The following is a 17098-nucleotide window of genomic DNA, read 5'->3' on the forward strand; positions in this document are numbered from 1 at the left end:
AGGTACAGATTATCATGGAGGAAAATAGGAAAATAAGGTTAGGCATCTCAATAGGAGACTTAAACGGAATAGGATGTGAAGTTGCATTAAAAACATTCCAAGACAGCAGAATGTTAGACTTCTGTACTCCCGTTATTTTTGCCTCTAATAAAACGGTTTCCTTTCAAATGAAGCAGTTGAAACTTAATGTTGTTTTCAACGGAATTCCAGATGCGTCAAAAGCGATAGATAATAAGGTCAATATTGTAAATGTCTGGAAAGAAGTGCCAAGAATTGATTTTGGACAAGCAACTAAAGCTGGTGGTGAATATGCCATTAAATCTCTACGAGCAGCAGTAGATGCATTAAAAAAAGGAGATATAGATGTGTTGGTAACCGCACCGATCAACAAGAATAATATTCAGTCAGATGAATTTAAATTTCCAGGACATACAGACTTTTTAGCGCAAGAGCTGGATGGTGAGAGTTTAATGTTTATGGTAACAGATACCTTAAAGGTAGGTCTGTTGACAGATCACGTAGCGGTAAAGGATGTTTCTGCAGCTATAATACCAAGGTTAATACGCGATAAGATCAATACCATTGAAAAATCATTGAAGATGGATTTTGGTATTCGCAAACCAAAAATAGCTTTATTGGGTATAAATCCGCATAGTGGAGATAACGGAGTAATTGGCAAAGAAGACGATGAGGTAATGAAGCCGGTGATAAAAGAAATGTCAAATATGGGTCATTTAGTATATGGACCGTACTCAGCAGATAGTTTTTTTGGATCTGATGGTTATAAAAAGTTCGATGCCATTTTAGCGGCATATCATGATCAAGGGTTAATCCCTTTTAAAACCATATCATTTGGTCAAGGAGTAAATTTTACGGCAGGGCTAAGTAAAGTGAGAACATCACCAGATCATGGAACAGCCTATGAAATAGCAGGAAAAGGCGTGGCAGACGAGAGTTCTTTTAAAGAAGCGGTCTTTATGGCATTAAAGATTTTTAAGAACAGAACGGAGTACGAAGAGCTCACTAAAGACGTATTAAAAAAGCAACGTTTAAAGAGAGAACGTTAAAATTTAGTTAGATTAAAAAGTTATAAAGATAAATAGTTGATAACTATTGTCTTTTATCAAAATTATAGTATCTTTGCACCCGCCTTTTGTGGGCGATTAGTGTTAATTTAAGTGTGTACGTGATGAAGCAAAAGGAGTTCAATATTCCTTTCTCAGGATTGAAGCAAGGAAAACACAACTTTAATTACCAGATTGACAATACGTTCTTTGATTCTTTTGGATATGATGAGTTCAACGCTGCCAGCATCAATTTAGATGTGGTACTTCATAAAACAAGTACTATGATGGAGGTTGATATGGAGGCATCTGGAACAGTGAATGTTGATTGTGACATTACTAGCGAACCGTATGATCAAGCTATAAGCGGAGATTTACATTTGGTGGTAAAGTTTGGTGAAGAGTATAATGACGAGAATGATGAAATATTGATTCTTCCTCATAACGAGCACCAATTGAACATTGCGCAATACGTGTATGAAATGCTAGTATTGGCAGTTCCGCAAAAAAGAATTCACCCTGGTATTGAAGATGGCACTTTAGAATCTGAAGTGTTAGACAGGTTAAAGGAGCTTCAACCAAAAGAGAAAAGATCAGATAAAGAAGAAAACGATCCCAGATGGGACGCATTAAAGAAACTATTAACGGATAAATAAGGTTTAAATGGCACATCCTAAAAGAAAAATTTCCAAAACAAGGAGAGACAAAAGAAGAACACATTATAAAGCAGTAGCACCTACATTGGCTACCGATTCTACAACTGGCGAGACTCACCTTTTTCACAGAGCTCACTGGCACGAAGGAAAATTACATTATAGAGGTCAAGTTTTGGTTGACAAAACTGAAGAAGCAGAAGCTTAAGAACCTTTTACATTATACTATACTCCCACTTCATTTGAAGTAGGGAGTTTTTTTTAGCCCAATTTGTATTTTACACCCTTGTTACTCAGATAAATTAACTGGTAATAGAGGTATGGCTATTAATTGCAATTTTTCAAAAACCCGATAACTTTACCCAAAAAGTCGTTGAAAATCACTAATTTTCATGACTTTTGACAGGTTTTTTAAGTTTTTTACAAGAAAGCAAATAAAGTATGACCAAAATTACAGCAGCTATTACCGCGGTAGGAGGCTATGTTCCCCAGTTTGTAATGACCAACAAAATGCTAGAGGATTTGGTTGAAACCAATGACGAATGGATTACTACCAGAACGGGCATTAAGGAAAGAAGGGTACTTAAAAAGGAAGAGGGAGAAGGTACGTCGTATTTAGCCATTAAAGCGGCAAAGGACCTAATGGAAAAGAAGGGGCTAGATGCTTCTGAAATAGACCTTATTATAGTTTCTACGGCAACACCAGATAGTATGGTTGCTTCTACAGCAGCTTTCGTGGCTTCAGAAATAGGAGCGGTCAATGCTTTTGCCTATGATTTATTGGCGGCCTGTTCAAGTTTTCTTTTTGGCATGTCCACAGCAGCAGGTCATATAGAAACAGGTAGATATAAAAAAGTACTATTAATAGGTGCAGATAAAATGTCATCTATTATTGACTATACCGATCGTACCACATGTATCATTTTTGGAGATGGTGCCGGTGCAGTTCTTTTTGAACCTAATACAGAAGGTCTTGGTCTACAAGATGAGTATTTGAGAGCAGACGGTAGCGGTAGACAATATTTGGGCATGGAAGGTGGCGGATCTCTGATGCCAGCTACTATAGAAAGTGTTACCAATAAAAAACACTTCATTTTTCAAGAAGGAAAAACGGTATTCAAATTTGCCGTCTCTAATATGGCAGATGTAGCGGCAAAGATCATGGATAGAAATGATCTTACCGAGTCAGATGTAGATTGGCTAGTGCCACATCAGGCGAACAAACGTATTATTGATGCTACCGCCAAAAGAATGGGTGTAGGTGATTCAAAAGTGTTGATGAATATTCAACGTTACGGTAATACTACATCAGCAACATTACCATTATTATTATTTGATTACGAAAAACAGCTTAAAAAAGGAGATAATCTTGTATTTGCAGCCTTTGGTGGCGGTTTTACTTGGGGTTCTATTTACCTTAAATGGGCGTATTAACTAACATCAACTACCAATTATAACTTAGAAAATATGGATATTAAAGAAATTCAAAGCCTTATCAAGTTTGTTGCCAAGTCTGGCGCTAGCGAGGTAAAACTGGAAACGGATGATATTAAGATTACCATTCGTACCGGAAGCTTAACTGGTAATTCTGAACCAACTTACGTGCATACTATGCCTATGGCGCAGCCAGCAGCGGCACCGGTAGCAGCGGCACCTGCAGCACCTGCAGAAGCAGCTACACCTGCAGCTCCGGCAGCAGAGGCGGAAGATGATAAGTTTATTACAATAAAGTCTCCTATCATTGGTACATTCTACAGAAAACCTTCTCCAGACAAACCTGTTTTTGTTGAAGTAGGTCAGACAATTGGTACAGGAGATGTACTTTGTGTTATTGAGGCAATGAAATTGTTCAACGACATAGAATCTGAAGTTTCTGGTAAAATCGTTAAGATTTTGGTAGACGATTCTTCACCGGTAGAGTTTGATCAACCATTATTCTTGGTAGATCCTTCTTAACTAAATTTTGAGTAGTTATTGTTAGATACCGCTGTTCTGCGGTGTGTAAGAATTATGTGGAACCAAGAACTTAAAATTTAAAAGATGTTTAAAAAAATACTGATTGCCAATAGGGGAGAAATCGCTTTGCGTGTTATCCGTACCTGTAAAGAAATGGGTATTAAAACGGTAGCCGTATATAGTAAGGCAGATGAAGAAAGTTTACATGTGCGTTTTGCAGATGAGGCTGTATGTATTGGTCCTGCCGCTAGTAGTGAATCCTATTTAAAGATCCCAAATATAATTGCAGCTGCAGAGATTACAAATGCAGATGCCATTCACCCAGGCTATGGTTTTCTTTCAGAAAATTCAAAGTTCTCACGAATCTGTGCAGAGCATGATATAAAATTCATTGGTGCCTCTGGTGATCAAATAGACAAAATGGGAGATAAGGCTACGGCCAAAGAAACCATGAAAGAAGCTGGTGTACCTTGTGTACCAGGTTCAGAAGGTCTATTGAAAGATGTTGCAGATGCCAAGAAGATAGCGAAGAAAATGGGCTATCCGGTAATGATCAAAGCTACTGCCGGTGGTGGTGGTAAAGGTATGCGCGCCGTTTTTTCTGAAGATAAAATGGAAGAGCTTTTTGATAGTGCCGTTAACGAAGCAACTGCTGCTTTTGGTAATGGTGGTATGTATATGGAAAAGCTGATCGAAGAGCCAAGACATATTGAAATTCAAATTGTTGGTGATCAATTCGGTAAAGCTTGTCACTTGTCAGAAAGAGATTGTTCTGTACAACGTCGTCACCAAAAGTTGACGGAAGAAACTCCGTCACCTTTCATGACAGATAAGTTAAGAGAGCAAATGGGTGAAGCTGCGGTTAAAGCTGCGGAATACATAAAATATGAAGGCGCTGGTACCATAGAATTTTTGGTAGATAAGCACCGTAAGTTCTATTTTATGGAAATGAATACCCGTATTCAAGTAGAGCACCCTATTACAGAGCAGGTTATTGATTACGATTTAATTCGTGAGCAAATACTTGTAGCTGCAGGTGTGCCGATTTCAGGTAAAAACTACCTTCCAAAATTACATTCTATTGAGTGTAGAATTAATGCGGAAGATCCTTATAATAACTTTAGGCCATCACCGGGTAAGATTACAACCTTACATACGCCAGGTGGTCATGGGGTACGTATGGATACGCATGTATATAGTGGGTACAGTATTCCTCCAAACTATGATTCTATGATTGCAAAGCTCATCACTACTGCCCAAACAAGGGAAGAGGCGATCAATAAAATGAAGCGAGCTTTAGATGAATTCGTAATTGAGGGAATTAAAACGACCATTCCTTTCCACAGGCAGTTGATGGACCACCCAGATTATTTGGCTGGTAATTATACGACAGCTTTTATGGACGATTGGAAAATGGATCCTCAACCAGAAAATTAATAACGAACTCCAACAGCAATGTTGGAGTTTTTTTATGTTCTTTTTTAAGATTGATTTTTTATCTTATATCAAAATGCAACTATGAATTTAAGCTACTGGGAACGTACATCTTGGTTTTCTAATATCGATTTTACTATTGTAGGTAGTGGAATAGTAGGTTTAAACTGTGCTTTAGAATTAAAACGAAAGTATCCTAAAGCACGTATTCTTATTTTGGAAAAAGGAAAACTTCCTCAAGGTGCCAGTACCAAAAATGCAGGGTTCGCCTGTTTTGGTAGTATTTCTGAAATTTTATCAGACCTAAAAACACATTCAGAACAAGTAGTACTGCAATTGGTTCAAGATCGGTTTGATGGAATACAATCGCTACGTACGTTGTTAGGGGATGATGTAATTGGTTATCAGAATAATGGCGGACACGAATTATTTTTAAATGAGGATGTTGCTTTATTTGAGAGCTGTCTAAAGGAATTAAAGTCGGTAAACGAGTTACTTCATCCCGTTTTTAAAAAGGATGCCTTTAAGGCCACTCCAAATACCTTCAATTTCAAAGAAATTAACAGCAACTATATCTCTCAAGTATTTGAAGGGCAAATTAATACCGGTAAGATGATGTCAGCCTTAGTGCAATTAGCACAGCAAAAAGGCATCACAATTGTAAATTCAACTCAAGTACATTCTTTTGATGATGCAGGGGCAAAAGTAATAGTCAGAACAGATGACCTGGAATTTATGACCCAAAAATTACTGATAGCAACAAATGGTTTTGCTTCTCAACTACTGTCGGAGAACGTAAAACCTGCACGGGCACAAGTATTGATTACAAAACCAATTAAAGACCTGCATATAAAAGGAACATTTCATCTAGAAGAGGGCTACTATTACTTCCGAAATATTGATAATAGAATTTTATTGGGCGGTGGTCGTAATCTGGATTTTAAAACCGAAGAAACTACTGAGTTTGGAACAACCCGTTTAGTAGAAAATAAACTCCAAGGGTTGTTGAAATCAGTCATTTTACCAAAAACCGTTTTTGAAATTGATTACAGCTGGAGCGGTATTATGGGCGTTGGTAAACAAAAGAAACCGATACTTAAACAACTATCCGGTAATGTAGCATGCGGTGTTCGTTTAGGAGGTATGGGTATTGCTATCGGCAGTACTATTGGGAAAAAATTAGCCAGTACTTTAGACTAAGAAATTATTCCGTTCACCCCATTTTTTGAAATCTTATCAAAAAGTCGGGTCTACTCTTGTTTTTATTTATAAATTGTATGCCCCCTCAGATTATCTATTACCCAAAAATGCACTTATTGGTTTGCCATAGAACAGTAAACTTTTAAGATGGTTTGTAATAGCATGTATACTATATGAAAACATTGATCAGAAGAAGTACTTCGGCTACACTAATGGCCGTTATAGGAATATTATGTCTAAATAGCTGTGGTTTGTCTAAAACCCACTACCAGCGAGAATATGCAAAAGTTTGGAAAGAACATATAAAAAGTGAGGCTTGGAAACAATCCCTTATTGCCGATAATTCATATACTAAAGATGATTTATATGCCAGTTCAGATGAAGAAGTGGCATTGGCAAAAGATAATATGGAATCAGGTTTCAATTCTAAGTATGAATCTTTAGTGTCTAGAGCTTACTTTAAAATTATTACCGAAGCAGAAAAAGCAGACGCTCAAATTACGGCAGATTATAAGTTGCTAAACGATACCGAATCTACTGTAAAGGTAGATAAGAAAAAAGTTCAAGCAATTACAAACCGTTATGAAGCACATAAAGCAATGTTAAGCGGACTTAAATCGTGGAATATTTTTAGTGATGATCGCTCTGGTGATTTGGACTATTTTAAAGCTGAAAATGAAATAGAAATTCAAAACATGATAAGTGGTGGTGAAAGTGATAATCAAATCGTAAATTACTTGATCTATAAACTAGCAGATCTGTATCACATTGAAGGAAACTGAATCACTTGATAACTTAAAGAATGACGCTCATCATTTTTGCTTGCAATTTGTTGACGATAGGTCAACTAGAATACAGAATCAAATTAAAGAATTAGAGTCTGCCTTAACCTCAGAGACAAAAAGCAGTGCTGGTGACAAGCATGAGACTGGTCGCGCAATGATACAATTAGAGCGAGAAAAATTAGGTCAGCAATTGGCGGAATTAGAAAAAACACAACAATTACTTTCAAAAGTACCAAAAGACAGAAATGCCCCAACGGTAGGGTTGGGTAGTTTGGTCATCACAGATACCTTCTTATATTACATTGCTATATCTGCAGGAGAATTTAAAAGCAAACCTAAGTCCGTCTATTGTATTTCTGCCGCAACACCTATTGGTAAACTTGTGTTTGGTAAAGCAGTAGGCGATGTTTTTAGTTTTAATGGAAAGGAGTTGACTATTGTCAGCATTCAATAATTACATCCTGGTCTTTATTTAACTATCTTAAAGCAATTAATTAAAAGACTAAACCACTTATATAACTTGAATCATGGAAATATTTTACCTATTTCTTGCAGTCATTGCCATAATTATATTAACGACTAAGCTTAAAATCCACGCCTTTCTTGCGCTGTTTATCATTTCAATTTTATATGGCATTTTTGCCGGGATGCCTTATGCTGATATCATTGTTTCTATAAATGACGGTTTTGGCGGAACGCTAGGTAAAATTGGGTTGATTATAGTTCTCGGAGTTATTATAGGGGCATTTTTAGAACATACTGGTGGTGCATTTGCAATTGCAGAGAAAGTGTTGGGTGTAATAGGGAAGAAACGGGTGACTATGGCAATGGGAATCATCGGCTATATTGTTTCTATTCCGGTGTTTGCAGATAGTGGTTTTATGCTGTTACATCCTTTGAACAAAAGTCTTTCCAAGAAAGCCAAAATATCAATTGCCGGTCCGGCAATAGCATTAGGTTTGGGCTTAATGGCATCACATACAATGGTGCCGCCAACTCCGGGTCCTATAGCTGCAGCAGGTATTCTTGGTGCAGATTTAGGTTTGGTTATTGCTTTTGGGTTTCCAACAAGTATTGTCGCCTTGATTGTCGGAATTATATTCGCTAAGAAATATGCATCAAAAACTATGATAGCGCCTGATGTTGAAGATGCTTTAGAAGCAGAACAAGAAATTAAAGATTCGCCCAGTGCTTTAAAAGCATCTATACCCATTCTGGTTCCCATTTTTCTAATTGTCTTGAAGTCCGTACTGAACTCCATGGATATCGGACAAGAAAACGGACTATTAGATTTTATCAATTTTGTGGGCGAGCCAGTTATATCGTTATTAATTGGCGTATTCTTATGCTTGCTCTTGCCTAAAAAATTGAATTATGATATGCTCTCATCAGCTGGTTGGGTAGGTAAGGCAATTAAAGATGCGGCCTCTATTTTATTGATTACAGGTGCAGGCGGAATTTTTGGTAAAATATTACAGAATTCCGGCATTGCAGAAATTCTAGGGCAAACATTGACCGATTATAATATGGGTGTTTTCTTGCCTTTTGTTTTAGCGGCAGCCTTGAAAACAGCACAAGGTTCTTCAACGGTGGCATTGGTAACTACAGCATCCATAATTATGCCGATGATGTCATCACTTGGTTTTGATACCGAAATACAGAAAGCTCTGGTTGTAGTAGTAATTGGTGCAGGTTCTGCTGTAATATCTCATGCAAACGATAGTTTCTTTTGGGTGGTAACGCAAATGAGCGGTATGAATGTAAAGACAGGGTATCGCCTTTTTGGCTTAGGCACTGGAGTGCTAGGTATAACAGGAGCCATAACCGTATTTGTATTCTATTCCATTTTCGCATAAATGGATTTACATATTAGTAGTCTGGCTTACCGCGATTCTGCTTTTTTAAAGAAGCGATTTTCTTGCCTTTCAGTCTCTTTTCAATAGATGATCTAGTGGGTCTGCTTTTCTTTCTGGCTTTAGGTACTGCTAAAGATTTTTCTATAAGTTTCAAGAATCTTTTAATAACCAACTCTTTGTTTTTATGTTGGCTGCGAGATTCATCGCATTGTAAAATTAGTAAGCCCTCTTTACTCAGTTTGTTACCTAATTTCAGATGCACCCTTTTTTTCTGGCGTTCTGTTAGTCCGGCCGAAGCTTCAATATGAAAAGACAATTCTACTTTAGAGGAAACTTTATTGGCATGCTGACCTCCGGGACCACTACTTCTAATGGCTTTAAATTGTAATTCGGTAAGAATTTGTTCTTTGTTCACAACTCGCTTTTGTATTAATTAGCAGCGGCTTCTTGTATGCGTTGATTGATAGTTTCAATGGCTACATTCAAAAACAATTCCTTCCCCTTAGGGTATAGTTTATCTGCGTTAAAGAAGATGGTTTCATCATCATCGCTTTTACTTTCTGTTAGGTAATGACTGCCCATTGGGTATGCTTTTTCTACCGTAACATGAAAGCCTTGAGAAGGTGAAACCCGAAACTCATGTGCATATACTATAATCTTTCTTTTGGTATTCGCATAGGTTTTCAGCACATCTATAGAAATCATACTGGCCTCGCCAAAAAGAGAGGCTACGTACAAGTTTTTAGGATTTTTATAAAGCTCCATAGGTCTTGCCCTGGCTATAATTTCTTTATCACGTAAAACAACCGCGCGGTCCGCAAAAGGTAAAACATCATGCACGTCATGCGTGGCAACAATGGTAGTAATAAGATTCTCTTTCAAGTAATTGAAAATATTTCGACGCAAGCTGTTTTTAAGAAAATTGTCGATATGACTAAACGGTTCGTCTAAAAGCAGCACTTCTGGTTTTTGCGCCAATACTCTAGCCAAGGCAACTCGTTGTTGTTGACCACCACTTAGGGTTTTTACTTTTTTATCTGCAAACTCAGTGAGCTCTATCATCTCTAATAGCTCTTGAGTTCGTTCTTTTAGTTCATCAGGATAAAAAACAGATAGATACTGGCTAATGTTTTCAGAAACGGTAATGAACGGCATTAAATCAAAATCTTGAGACAGGTATTTCATAAAAGGCATACCTGGAACCAGATGAAATGCAGGACCTAAAATTTGTTCGTCTTCCCAGAATATTTCGCCCTGTTCTAGATCCATTAAACCATACATTAGTTTTAGCAAGGTGCTTTTGCCGCATCCGCTTTCACCAATAATAGCCACATGCTCTCCACGTTGAATGCGTAAATCAATGGACTCTAAAACTGGAAGTTTATCATATGAAAATGATAGATTCTCTACTCGTAACATGCTTTTATTCTTAGGAATGTAAAATTGAAAAATCCGTTCCAATTTGAAACGGATTTTTCAATAATTTATTGATTTAAGATAGTAATTACTCCTTAAATTCTTTTAAAACACTTTTGTTAGGTAGCTCGGTATAGCCCATATTGTAAAGTGTAAAGCCAAAAATATCTGCATATTGCTCTATAGTTTTACTTACAGGCGTACCCGCCCCATGACCGGCATTTGTTTCAATACGTATTAACGTTGGGTTCGTGCCTGCTTGTTTTTCTTGTAGTTCTGCTGCAAACTTAAAACTATGTGCGGGCACCACTCTATCATCATGGTCGCCAGTTGTAACCAACGTTGCAGGGTAGGCAGTACCTGCTTTTACATTGTGCACTGGGGAATATCCTTTCAAGTACTGAAACATTTCATCATCGTCTTCGGCGGTACCGTAATCATAAGCCCATCCGGCACCAGCCGTAAATGTATGGTAGCGCAACATATCCATAACACCAACTGCCGGTAAGGCTACTTGCATTAAATCTGGTCTTTGCGTCATTGTGGCACCAACTAACAATCCGCCATTAGAACCTCCGCGAATAGCTAAGTATTCTTTTGAAGTGTATTTGTTTTCAACAAGGTATTCTGCAGCGGCAATAAAGTCATCGAAAACGTTTTGTTTTTTAGTTTTAATACCTGCATCATGCCATTTTTTGCCATATTCACCACCACCACGAAGATTTGGTACAGCATAAATTCCGCCTTGCTCCATCCAAACGGCATTACCGATACTGAAAGACGGAGTCAAGCTTACATTGAATCCGCCGTAGGCGTATAGAATGGTTGGATTTTTACCGTTCAATTCCGTACCCTTTTTATAGGTAATGATCATGGGAATTTTAGTACCATCTTTTGAAGAATAGAATACTTGTTCTGAAGTATAGTTATTAGGATTGAAATCTATCTCAGGTTTCCAGTACAATTCATATTCACCGGTTGTAGGATCGTATTTATAGGTAGAACTGGGGGTGTTATAATTTGTAAAAGAGAAGTACAGTTCTTTATCTTCTTTATCACCACCAAATCCACCAACGGATCCTATACCTGGTAACTCTACTTCACGAATAAGTTTACCATCATAATCATATTGAATTACCTTAGAAATGGCATCTACCATATATTCGGTAAAAAAGTAACCGCCACCAGTATTTGGACTTAATACATTCTCCGTTTCCGGAATAAAATCTACCCAGTTTTTTGCCTCAGGGTTAGCAGCGTCAACCGTAACTATTTTCTTGTTAGGTGCATTTCTATTGGTAACGATATACAGTTTAGATCCTATATTGTCAATAACATAGTTGTCAGAATCTGTGTCTTCAACCATGGGGATAAGTAATCCGTTAGGGTCTTCTAAATTTTTGATGAATAATTTATTACCAGAGGTAGAAACAGAAGCGCTGATCAGTAGGTATTTATTGTCTTCGGTAACATAGGCCCCTATATAACGATGCTTTTCTGCTGGAGTACCACCAAATATAAGTTCATCATCTTTTTGAGAAGTACCTAATTTATGATAGTATACTTTATGTTGGTCAGTTTTAGCCGATAGCTCACTACCTTTTGGTTTATCATAGCTGGAATAGTAAAAGCCTTCTTTACCTTTCCAAGAGAGTCCGCTGAATTTAATATCAATTAGGGTGTCTTCAACGATCTCTTTGGTTTCGGCATTTAAAATTATCGCTTTTCGCCAATCGCTACCACCTTCAGAAATAAGGTAGGCTGCCAATGAGCCATCTTTAGTAAAGCTTAAACCTGCGAGAGAAGTTGTGCCATCTTCAGAGAATGTATTTGGATCTAAAAAAACTTCTGGTTCTTCATCACCTTTGGCTCTGTAGACAACATATTGGTTTTGGAGTCCGTCATTTTTATAGAAATAGGTATAGTCGCCATTTTTGAAAGGAGAACCTAGTTTCTCATAGTTCCATAATTTTTCAAGACGATTTTTTAGATCATTTCTAAAGGGAATATGTTCTAAATACCCGAAAGTAGTTTTGTTCTGTTCTTTTACCCAAGCTTCTGTTTCTGGGCTTCTATCATCTTCTAACCAACGATAAGGGTCTTTAACTTCGGTTCCAAAATAAGTATCTATAGTATCAACTTTTGCGGTAACAGGATAATTCACGGTAATAGGTTCAGGTTTAGATATGTTTTTACAAGAAGAAATGAGCACAAGGACAAGAAGCCCAGGTATTAGTTTTTTCATGAGCAGTTCAATTTTTACTAAAATACCATAAAAAAACCTTCAAAACAGTTAAGTTTTGAAGGTTTTAACGTTGTAAAAGGTATAAGTTATACTAAGCCTTTTTCTACTAGGTATTCTGAAATTTGAACAGCATTAGTTGCCGCACCTTTTCTAAGATTATCTGCAACGATCCACATATTCAAAGTATTTCTTTGCGTTTCATCTCTACGTATGCGACCAACAAAAACCTCATCTTTATCATGAGCATAGATTGGCATAGGGTAGGTATTTGTGTCAGGATTATCTTGAACGGTAACACCAGGCATTTCATTTAACAAACGACGCACTTCGTTTAGCTCAAAATCATTTTCAAACTCTACGTTTACAGATTCCGAATGCCCACCAGCGGTAGGTATACGCACTGCTGTTGCGCTAATTGAAAAAGTGCGGTCATCTAGAATTTTCTGAGGCTCGCGCGCCAATTTCATTTCTTCTTTAGTGTATCCGTTTTCCATGAAGACGTCACAGTGAGGCATTGCATTTCTACCGATAGGGTAAGGGTACGCCATTTCTCCTTGCACGCCGGCAATTTCATTTTCCAATTGTTTTACTGCTTTTACCCCAGTACCGGAAACCGACTGATAGGTAGAAACAACAACTCGTTTCATTTTATATTTGTTGTGTAAAGGGTGCAATGCCATTACCAATTGAATGGTAGAGCAGTTAGGGTTTGCAATGATTTTATCTTCTGCCGTAAGCTCATGAGCATTGATTTCAGGTACAACCAATTTTTTGGTTGGGTCCATTCTCCAAGCAGAGGAATTATCTACAACTGTAGTTCCCACTTCTGCAAATTTAGGAGCCCATTCTAAAGAGGTGTCACCACCCGCAGAGAATATCGCAATATTTGGTCTTGCGGCTACCGCATCAGCTAAGCCTATAACCGTATGTTCTTTTCCTTTAAAGGTCATCTTTTTACCTACAGAACGTTCAGAGGCTACCAATAATAACTCCGTTAATGGAAAATTACGTTCTGCCAATACTTTCAACATTACATCGCCAACCATGCCTGTGGCACCAATTACAGCTACTTTCATTTGTAAAACAATTATATTAAGCGGCAAAAATACGTATTACTGGTACTTGCACAAGTAAAAAAGAGTAGAATAATCAAAATATAACAAATTGTTTAAAATATAACAAATGATTATGAAGAGGTAATTAGGAAAGTGTGCTATAAAAAAGAACCGTCAACAATGTTAGCGAAACAAAGTTGACGGTTTTAATTAATGTAAGTTGCAGTGCAACGGTACCCTAATACTAGGGAGTATTATTAAGATTACTTTTTTAAAGCATCTCTTATTTCTGCCAATAACTCTTCTGCAGTTGGTCCTTTTGGAGCCTCTTCTACTGGAGCTGGTGGAGTTTTAGTTTTGTTGTAAGCTTTAACAATCATAAACAATACAAAACCAACGATGATCAAGTTGATAATTGCATTTATCCATTTACCATAAAGAATTGCATTTTCTGGTTTAGCAACAGCGCCATCAGCACCTACTACAGCCTCATCTAATACTACTTTTAAGTCAGCAAAATCGACACCTCCACTGAAGTGACCTACTATTGGCATCATAATATCGCCAACAAATCCGCTAACTACTAATCCCATAGCACCTGCAAGTAATACGGCTACGGCTAAATCTATGACATTACCTGTCATAATAAAATCCTTAAATTCTTTTAACATGTTCTAATGTTTTTATTAATGGTTAATATAATAAGTACGGCAATTTACTAAAAAAAAACAACCCTTAAATAAATGTTAACAAAATCAATTTGTTAAAACTCGTTTAATACGTTGAGAAAGTCCCGTAAGTAGCTCATACGTTATGGTTTGGGCTGTTTCTGAAAATTTGTTTGCAGAAAGGTTTTTTCCAAAAACCTCTACTTCATCTCCTTCTTCGCATTCAATATTAGTGACATCGACCATAATCATATCCATACAAACGTTACCGACTATAGGTGCTAATTGACCGTGTATACTCACATAAGTTTTACCACGCCCGTATTCTCTACCAATACCGTCTGCATGACCTATAGGCAAGGTAGCGGTTACAGTTTTATGATCAGATTTGTATTTACGATTATAACCAACAGATTCACCTGTTACTATAACATGCTTTTGAGAAATAATTGTTTTTAAAGTCATTACGGGTTGTAGATTAGCATCTACATGAGGTTCGTTGCCATAACCGTATAATCCAATTCCACTTCTAACCATATCATACTGTGCATCTGGATAATTAATAATGCCAGAAGTATTGAGCACATGTTTTAGAGTCTCGGTTTTCAATAGAACATCTGCCTTTTTACAAATAGTATCAAACCTTTCTAATTGAAGGTTAGTGAAGTCGGTCTCATTAGGGTCTTCGGTGGCTGCTAAATGCGATAATAGCGCAATCACCTTTATTGCATTTTGTTGCTGAATAAGGGTAGAGATTTCCGGTAAATCATCCGCAGAAAATCCAAGTCTATTTAGTCCTGTATTAAATTTTAAATGAATAGGGTAATCTGTCTTACCCAGTTCTTTGGCTGTTGTAATGAAATCCGACAGTATATTTTTAGAATATACACTTGGCTCAAGATTGTTTTCTATGAGCGTTTTAAAATGGACTTTCTGGGGGTGAAGAACTAAGATAGGAGCGGTAATACCACCTTCTCTCAGCGTGATGCCTTCGTTCACGTAAGCTACTGCAAAATAATCGGCACCTAAATTTTCAAGCTGTTTGGCAATAGCTACAGAATCACTGCCATAGGCATAGGCTTTTACCACTGCCATAAATTTAGTGTTGGGCTTAATTTTAGAGCGTAAATACTTGTAATTATGTGCAAGTGCCTTTAGGTCAATTTCTAAAATGGTCTCTTCTGCCTTAGCCATTTTGCTTTTTTTTGAGAGAATCGACCTCCTCGGATTTTACATCCATGGTTTTCACCTTTTCCTTAAGCATAGCCTTGTAATATGCACCTCTGCTTAAAGGCTCATATTCATTTACTTCACCCAACATAACTAAATTATCGTTGCTGGATTTTCTATAACTGTAATTTGCCAAATTGCCCGTGCGAGTACAAATGGCATGAACTTTAGTAACATATTCTGCAGTAGCCATAAGAGCAGGCATGGGTCCGAAGGGTTTTCCTTTAAAGTCCATGTCTAGTCCCGCGACAATTACTCTAACACCTTTATTGGCTAGATCGTTACATACGGTAACTATTTCATCATCAAAAAATTGAGCTTCATCAATACCGATTACATCACAGGTATCTGCAAGAATGCGAATATTGGCAGCTGCGGGTACGGGCGTAGAACGTATTTCATTGGCATCATGCGATACTACCATTTCATCATCATAACGAGTGTCTACCATCGGTTTAAAGATTTCAACCTTTAATTTGGCAAACTGCGCTCGTTTAAGTCTACGGATCAATTCTTCTGTCTTTCCAGAAAACATAGATCCGGCAATGACCTCTATCCAGCCGAATTGTTCTTTATGATTAACTGTGTTTTCAAGAAACATTTTGTAATTTTAGACGAAAATAATCGGTTTTTCGTTATTCTTTAAAGATGATAAAGGTATTTAAAAAACCCGCTATTTAGGTCTTTACCGTAAAAATTGTGAGATGAAAAATAAGTTGAAACTGGAATTGAGAAAGTTATCTACAGAAATTTTGACTGCCGATAATTTAGATGATGTTACAAAATTATATGAGGTTTCTAAAAACCTATATGAGAAACTCGCTGTGCTTAAATTTATTGAAGTAGAACTCAATGATATGGAAGTTGATGTTTCAAAAAATGCAATTGCGGCAAAGTTTGAGGAAATGGCAAATGCCGTAATGAAAGGAAATACAGGAGTGCCGGAAAATAATCCGCATGAAGAGGATATAGTGAAACACCCAGGTATGGATACCATTAAAGGATTTATTTCTGAAATGCCGGATAATGAAGAGCTAGAAGATGTTTTGGCAGATTTTATGTCGAAGCCCGGTCTTATGAAAAATGATAAGGAGCTCTTTACACCAAGAAAGGAAGATTTTAAACCAGTAGATACCGCACCAAAATCATTAAATGACCGTTTGGCAAAAAGTAATGTAAAAGTAGATTTGAACGATCGCTTGGCTTTTGTAAAACATTTGTTCAATGATAACATGGAAGATTATAATCGTGTATTGTCTCAACTAAATACCATAGATACAGAAGAGCGTTCTATTGCTTTTATAAAAAATATGGTAAAGCCAGATTATAATAATTGGGTGGGAAAAGAACCATACGAAGAACGATTTATTGAGTTGGTATCTCGTAGATTCTCGTAATTAATACAATATATGTATCATAAACCCAGCACTTGTGTTGGGTTTTTTATTCGATAGTAAAGATTTAAATGCTCTAATTTTCGCATCGGAATCTAAATTAAATTTTCAATACTATACCTCACGAGAGAGCTTTGAGGTT

The 17098-nt window shown here is 37.1% G+C and carries 18 protein-coding genes; 11 read left to right on the top strand and 7 right to left on the bottom strand.

The window, feature by feature from the left end:
- The first annotated feature begins 14 nt into the window (after positions 1-14).
- From pdxA to ACJJVP_RS06405, 10 genes are all read left to right on the top strand, one after another.
- Positions 15-1067 (top strand): 4-hydroxythreonine-4-phosphate dehydrogenase PdxA, encoded by a 1053-nt coding sequence (gene pdxA / locus ACJJVP_RS06360; RefSeq protein ID WP_036150616.1) that lies wholly within the window; start codon positions 15-17, stop codon positions 1065-1067.
- A gap of 122 nt (positions 1068-1189) precedes the next feature.
- On the top strand, positions 1190-1720 hold the full coding sequence (locus ACJJVP_RS06365; protein ID WP_036150613.1) for a DUF177 domain-containing protein: 531 nt from the start codon (positions 1190-1192) through the stop codon (positions 1718-1720).
- A gap of 7 nt (positions 1721-1727) precedes the next feature.
- Entirely contained in the window at positions 1728-1925 is a 198-nt protein-coding gene (rpmF, locus tag ACJJVP_RS06370; protein WP_027065618.1) for a 50S ribosomal protein L32, read from the top strand.
- Positions 1926-2158: 233 nt separating this feature from the next.
- Positions 2159-3151 (top strand): beta-ketoacyl-ACP synthase III, encoded by a 993-nt coding sequence (locus ACJJVP_RS06375; RefSeq protein ID WP_405411837.1) that lies wholly within the window; start codon positions 2159-2161, stop codon positions 3149-3151.
- A 33-nt stretch (positions 3152-3184) separates the two neighbouring features.
- The gene (gene accB, locus ACJJVP_RS06380) at positions 3185-3673 is read left to right on the top strand and encodes an acetyl-CoA carboxylase biotin carboxyl carrier protein (RefSeq protein WP_405411839.1); all 489 of its coding nucleotides are present in this window, start codon (positions 3185-3187) and stop codon (positions 3671-3673) included.
- 84 nt (positions 3674-3757) lie between these two features.
- A complete protein-coding gene (gene accC / locus ACJJVP_RS06385; RefSeq protein WP_036150607.1) occupies positions 3758-5110 on the top strand; it encodes an acetyl-CoA carboxylase biotin carboxylase subunit in 1353 nt (450 codons plus the stop codon).
- 81 nt (positions 5111-5191) lie between these two features.
- Positions 5192-6307, top strand: coding sequence for an NAD(P)/FAD-dependent oxidoreductase (locus ACJJVP_RS06390; protein WP_405411841.1), 1116 nt, complete (start codon positions 5192-5194; stop codon positions 6305-6307).
- Positions 6308-6480: 173 nt separating this feature from the next.
- Complete coding sequence (locus tag ACJJVP_RS06395; protein WP_405411844.1) at positions 6481-7089, top strand: hypothetical protein; 609 nt, start codon at positions 6481-6483, stop codon at positions 7087-7089.
- Positions 7076-7546, top strand: a complete 471-nt coding sequence (locus tag ACJJVP_RS06400; protein ID WP_405411846.1) for a 3-oxoacyl-ACP synthase — start codon at positions 7076-7078, stop codon at positions 7544-7546. Before ACJJVP_RS06395 ends, ACJJVP_RS06400 begins: the two co-directional genes overlap by 14 nt.
- A gap of 73 nt (positions 7547-7619) precedes the next feature.
- A complete protein-coding gene (locus ACJJVP_RS06405; protein WP_405411848.1) occupies positions 7620-8948 on the top strand; it encodes a GntP family permease in 1329 nt (442 codons plus the stop codon).
- Between the two features lie 13 nt (positions 8949-8961).
- Here ACJJVP_RS06405 and arfB read toward each other — a convergent pair whose 3' ends face one another.
- From arfB to ACJJVP_RS06440, 7 genes are all read right to left on the bottom strand, one after another.
- The gene (arfB, locus tag ACJJVP_RS06410) at positions 8962-9363 is read right to left on the bottom strand and encodes an alternative ribosome rescue aminoacyl-tRNA hydrolase ArfB (protein ID WP_405411850.1); all 402 of its coding nucleotides are present in this window, start codon (positions 9361-9363) and stop codon (positions 8962-8964) included.
- Between the two features lie 14 nt (positions 9364-9377).
- The gene (locus ACJJVP_RS06415) at positions 9378-10367 is read right to left on the bottom strand and encodes an ABC transporter ATP-binding protein (RefSeq protein ID WP_036150589.1); all 990 of its coding nucleotides are present in this window, start codon (positions 10365-10367) and stop codon (positions 9378-9380) included.
- Positions 10368-10452: 85 nt separating this feature from the next.
- On the bottom strand, positions 10453-12609 hold the full coding sequence (locus ACJJVP_RS06420) for a prolyl oligopeptidase family protein (protein ID WP_405411853.1): 2157 nt from the start codon (positions 12607-12609) through the stop codon (positions 10453-10455).
- Between the two features lie 86 nt (positions 12610-12695).
- Complete coding sequence (locus ACJJVP_RS06425; protein WP_405411855.1) at positions 12696-13685, bottom strand: aspartate-semialdehyde dehydrogenase; 990 nt, start codon at positions 13683-13685, stop codon at positions 12696-12698.
- Positions 13686-13927: 242 nt separating this feature from the next.
- Positions 13928-14335, bottom strand: coding sequence for a large conductance mechanosensitive channel protein MscL (mscL, locus tag ACJJVP_RS06430; RefSeq protein WP_036150583.1), 408 nt, complete (start codon positions 14333-14335; stop codon positions 13928-13930).
- An 84-nt stretch (positions 14336-14419) separates the two neighbouring features.
- Positions 14420-15526: an alanine racemase gene (gene alr, locus ACJJVP_RS06435; RefSeq protein ID WP_405411858.1), complete on the bottom strand. Its 1107-nt coding sequence runs from the start codon at positions 15524-15526 to the stop codon at positions 14420-14422.
- Complete coding sequence (locus tag ACJJVP_RS06440) at positions 15519-16163, bottom strand: thymidine kinase (protein ID WP_405411860.1); 645 nt, start codon at positions 16161-16163, stop codon at positions 15519-15521. The genes alr and ACJJVP_RS06440 overlap by 8 nt, the downstream gene beginning before the upstream one ends.
- A gap of 103 nt (positions 16164-16266) precedes the next feature.
- Here ACJJVP_RS06440 and ACJJVP_RS06445 point away from each other — a divergent pair, with 103 nt between their 5' ends.
- A complete protein-coding gene (locus tag ACJJVP_RS06445) occupies positions 16267-16959 on the top strand; it encodes a hypothetical protein (RefSeq protein ID WP_405411862.1) in 693 nt (230 codons plus the stop codon).
- The last annotated feature ends 139 nt before the right edge of the window (positions 16960-17098 follow it).

It is taken from the genome of Maribacter sp. Asnod1-A12 (assembly GCF_045063735.1).
In the GTDB taxonomy this organism is placed as follows: domain Bacteria; phylum Bacteroidota; class Bacteroidia; order Flavobacteriales; family Flavobacteriaceae; genus Maribacter.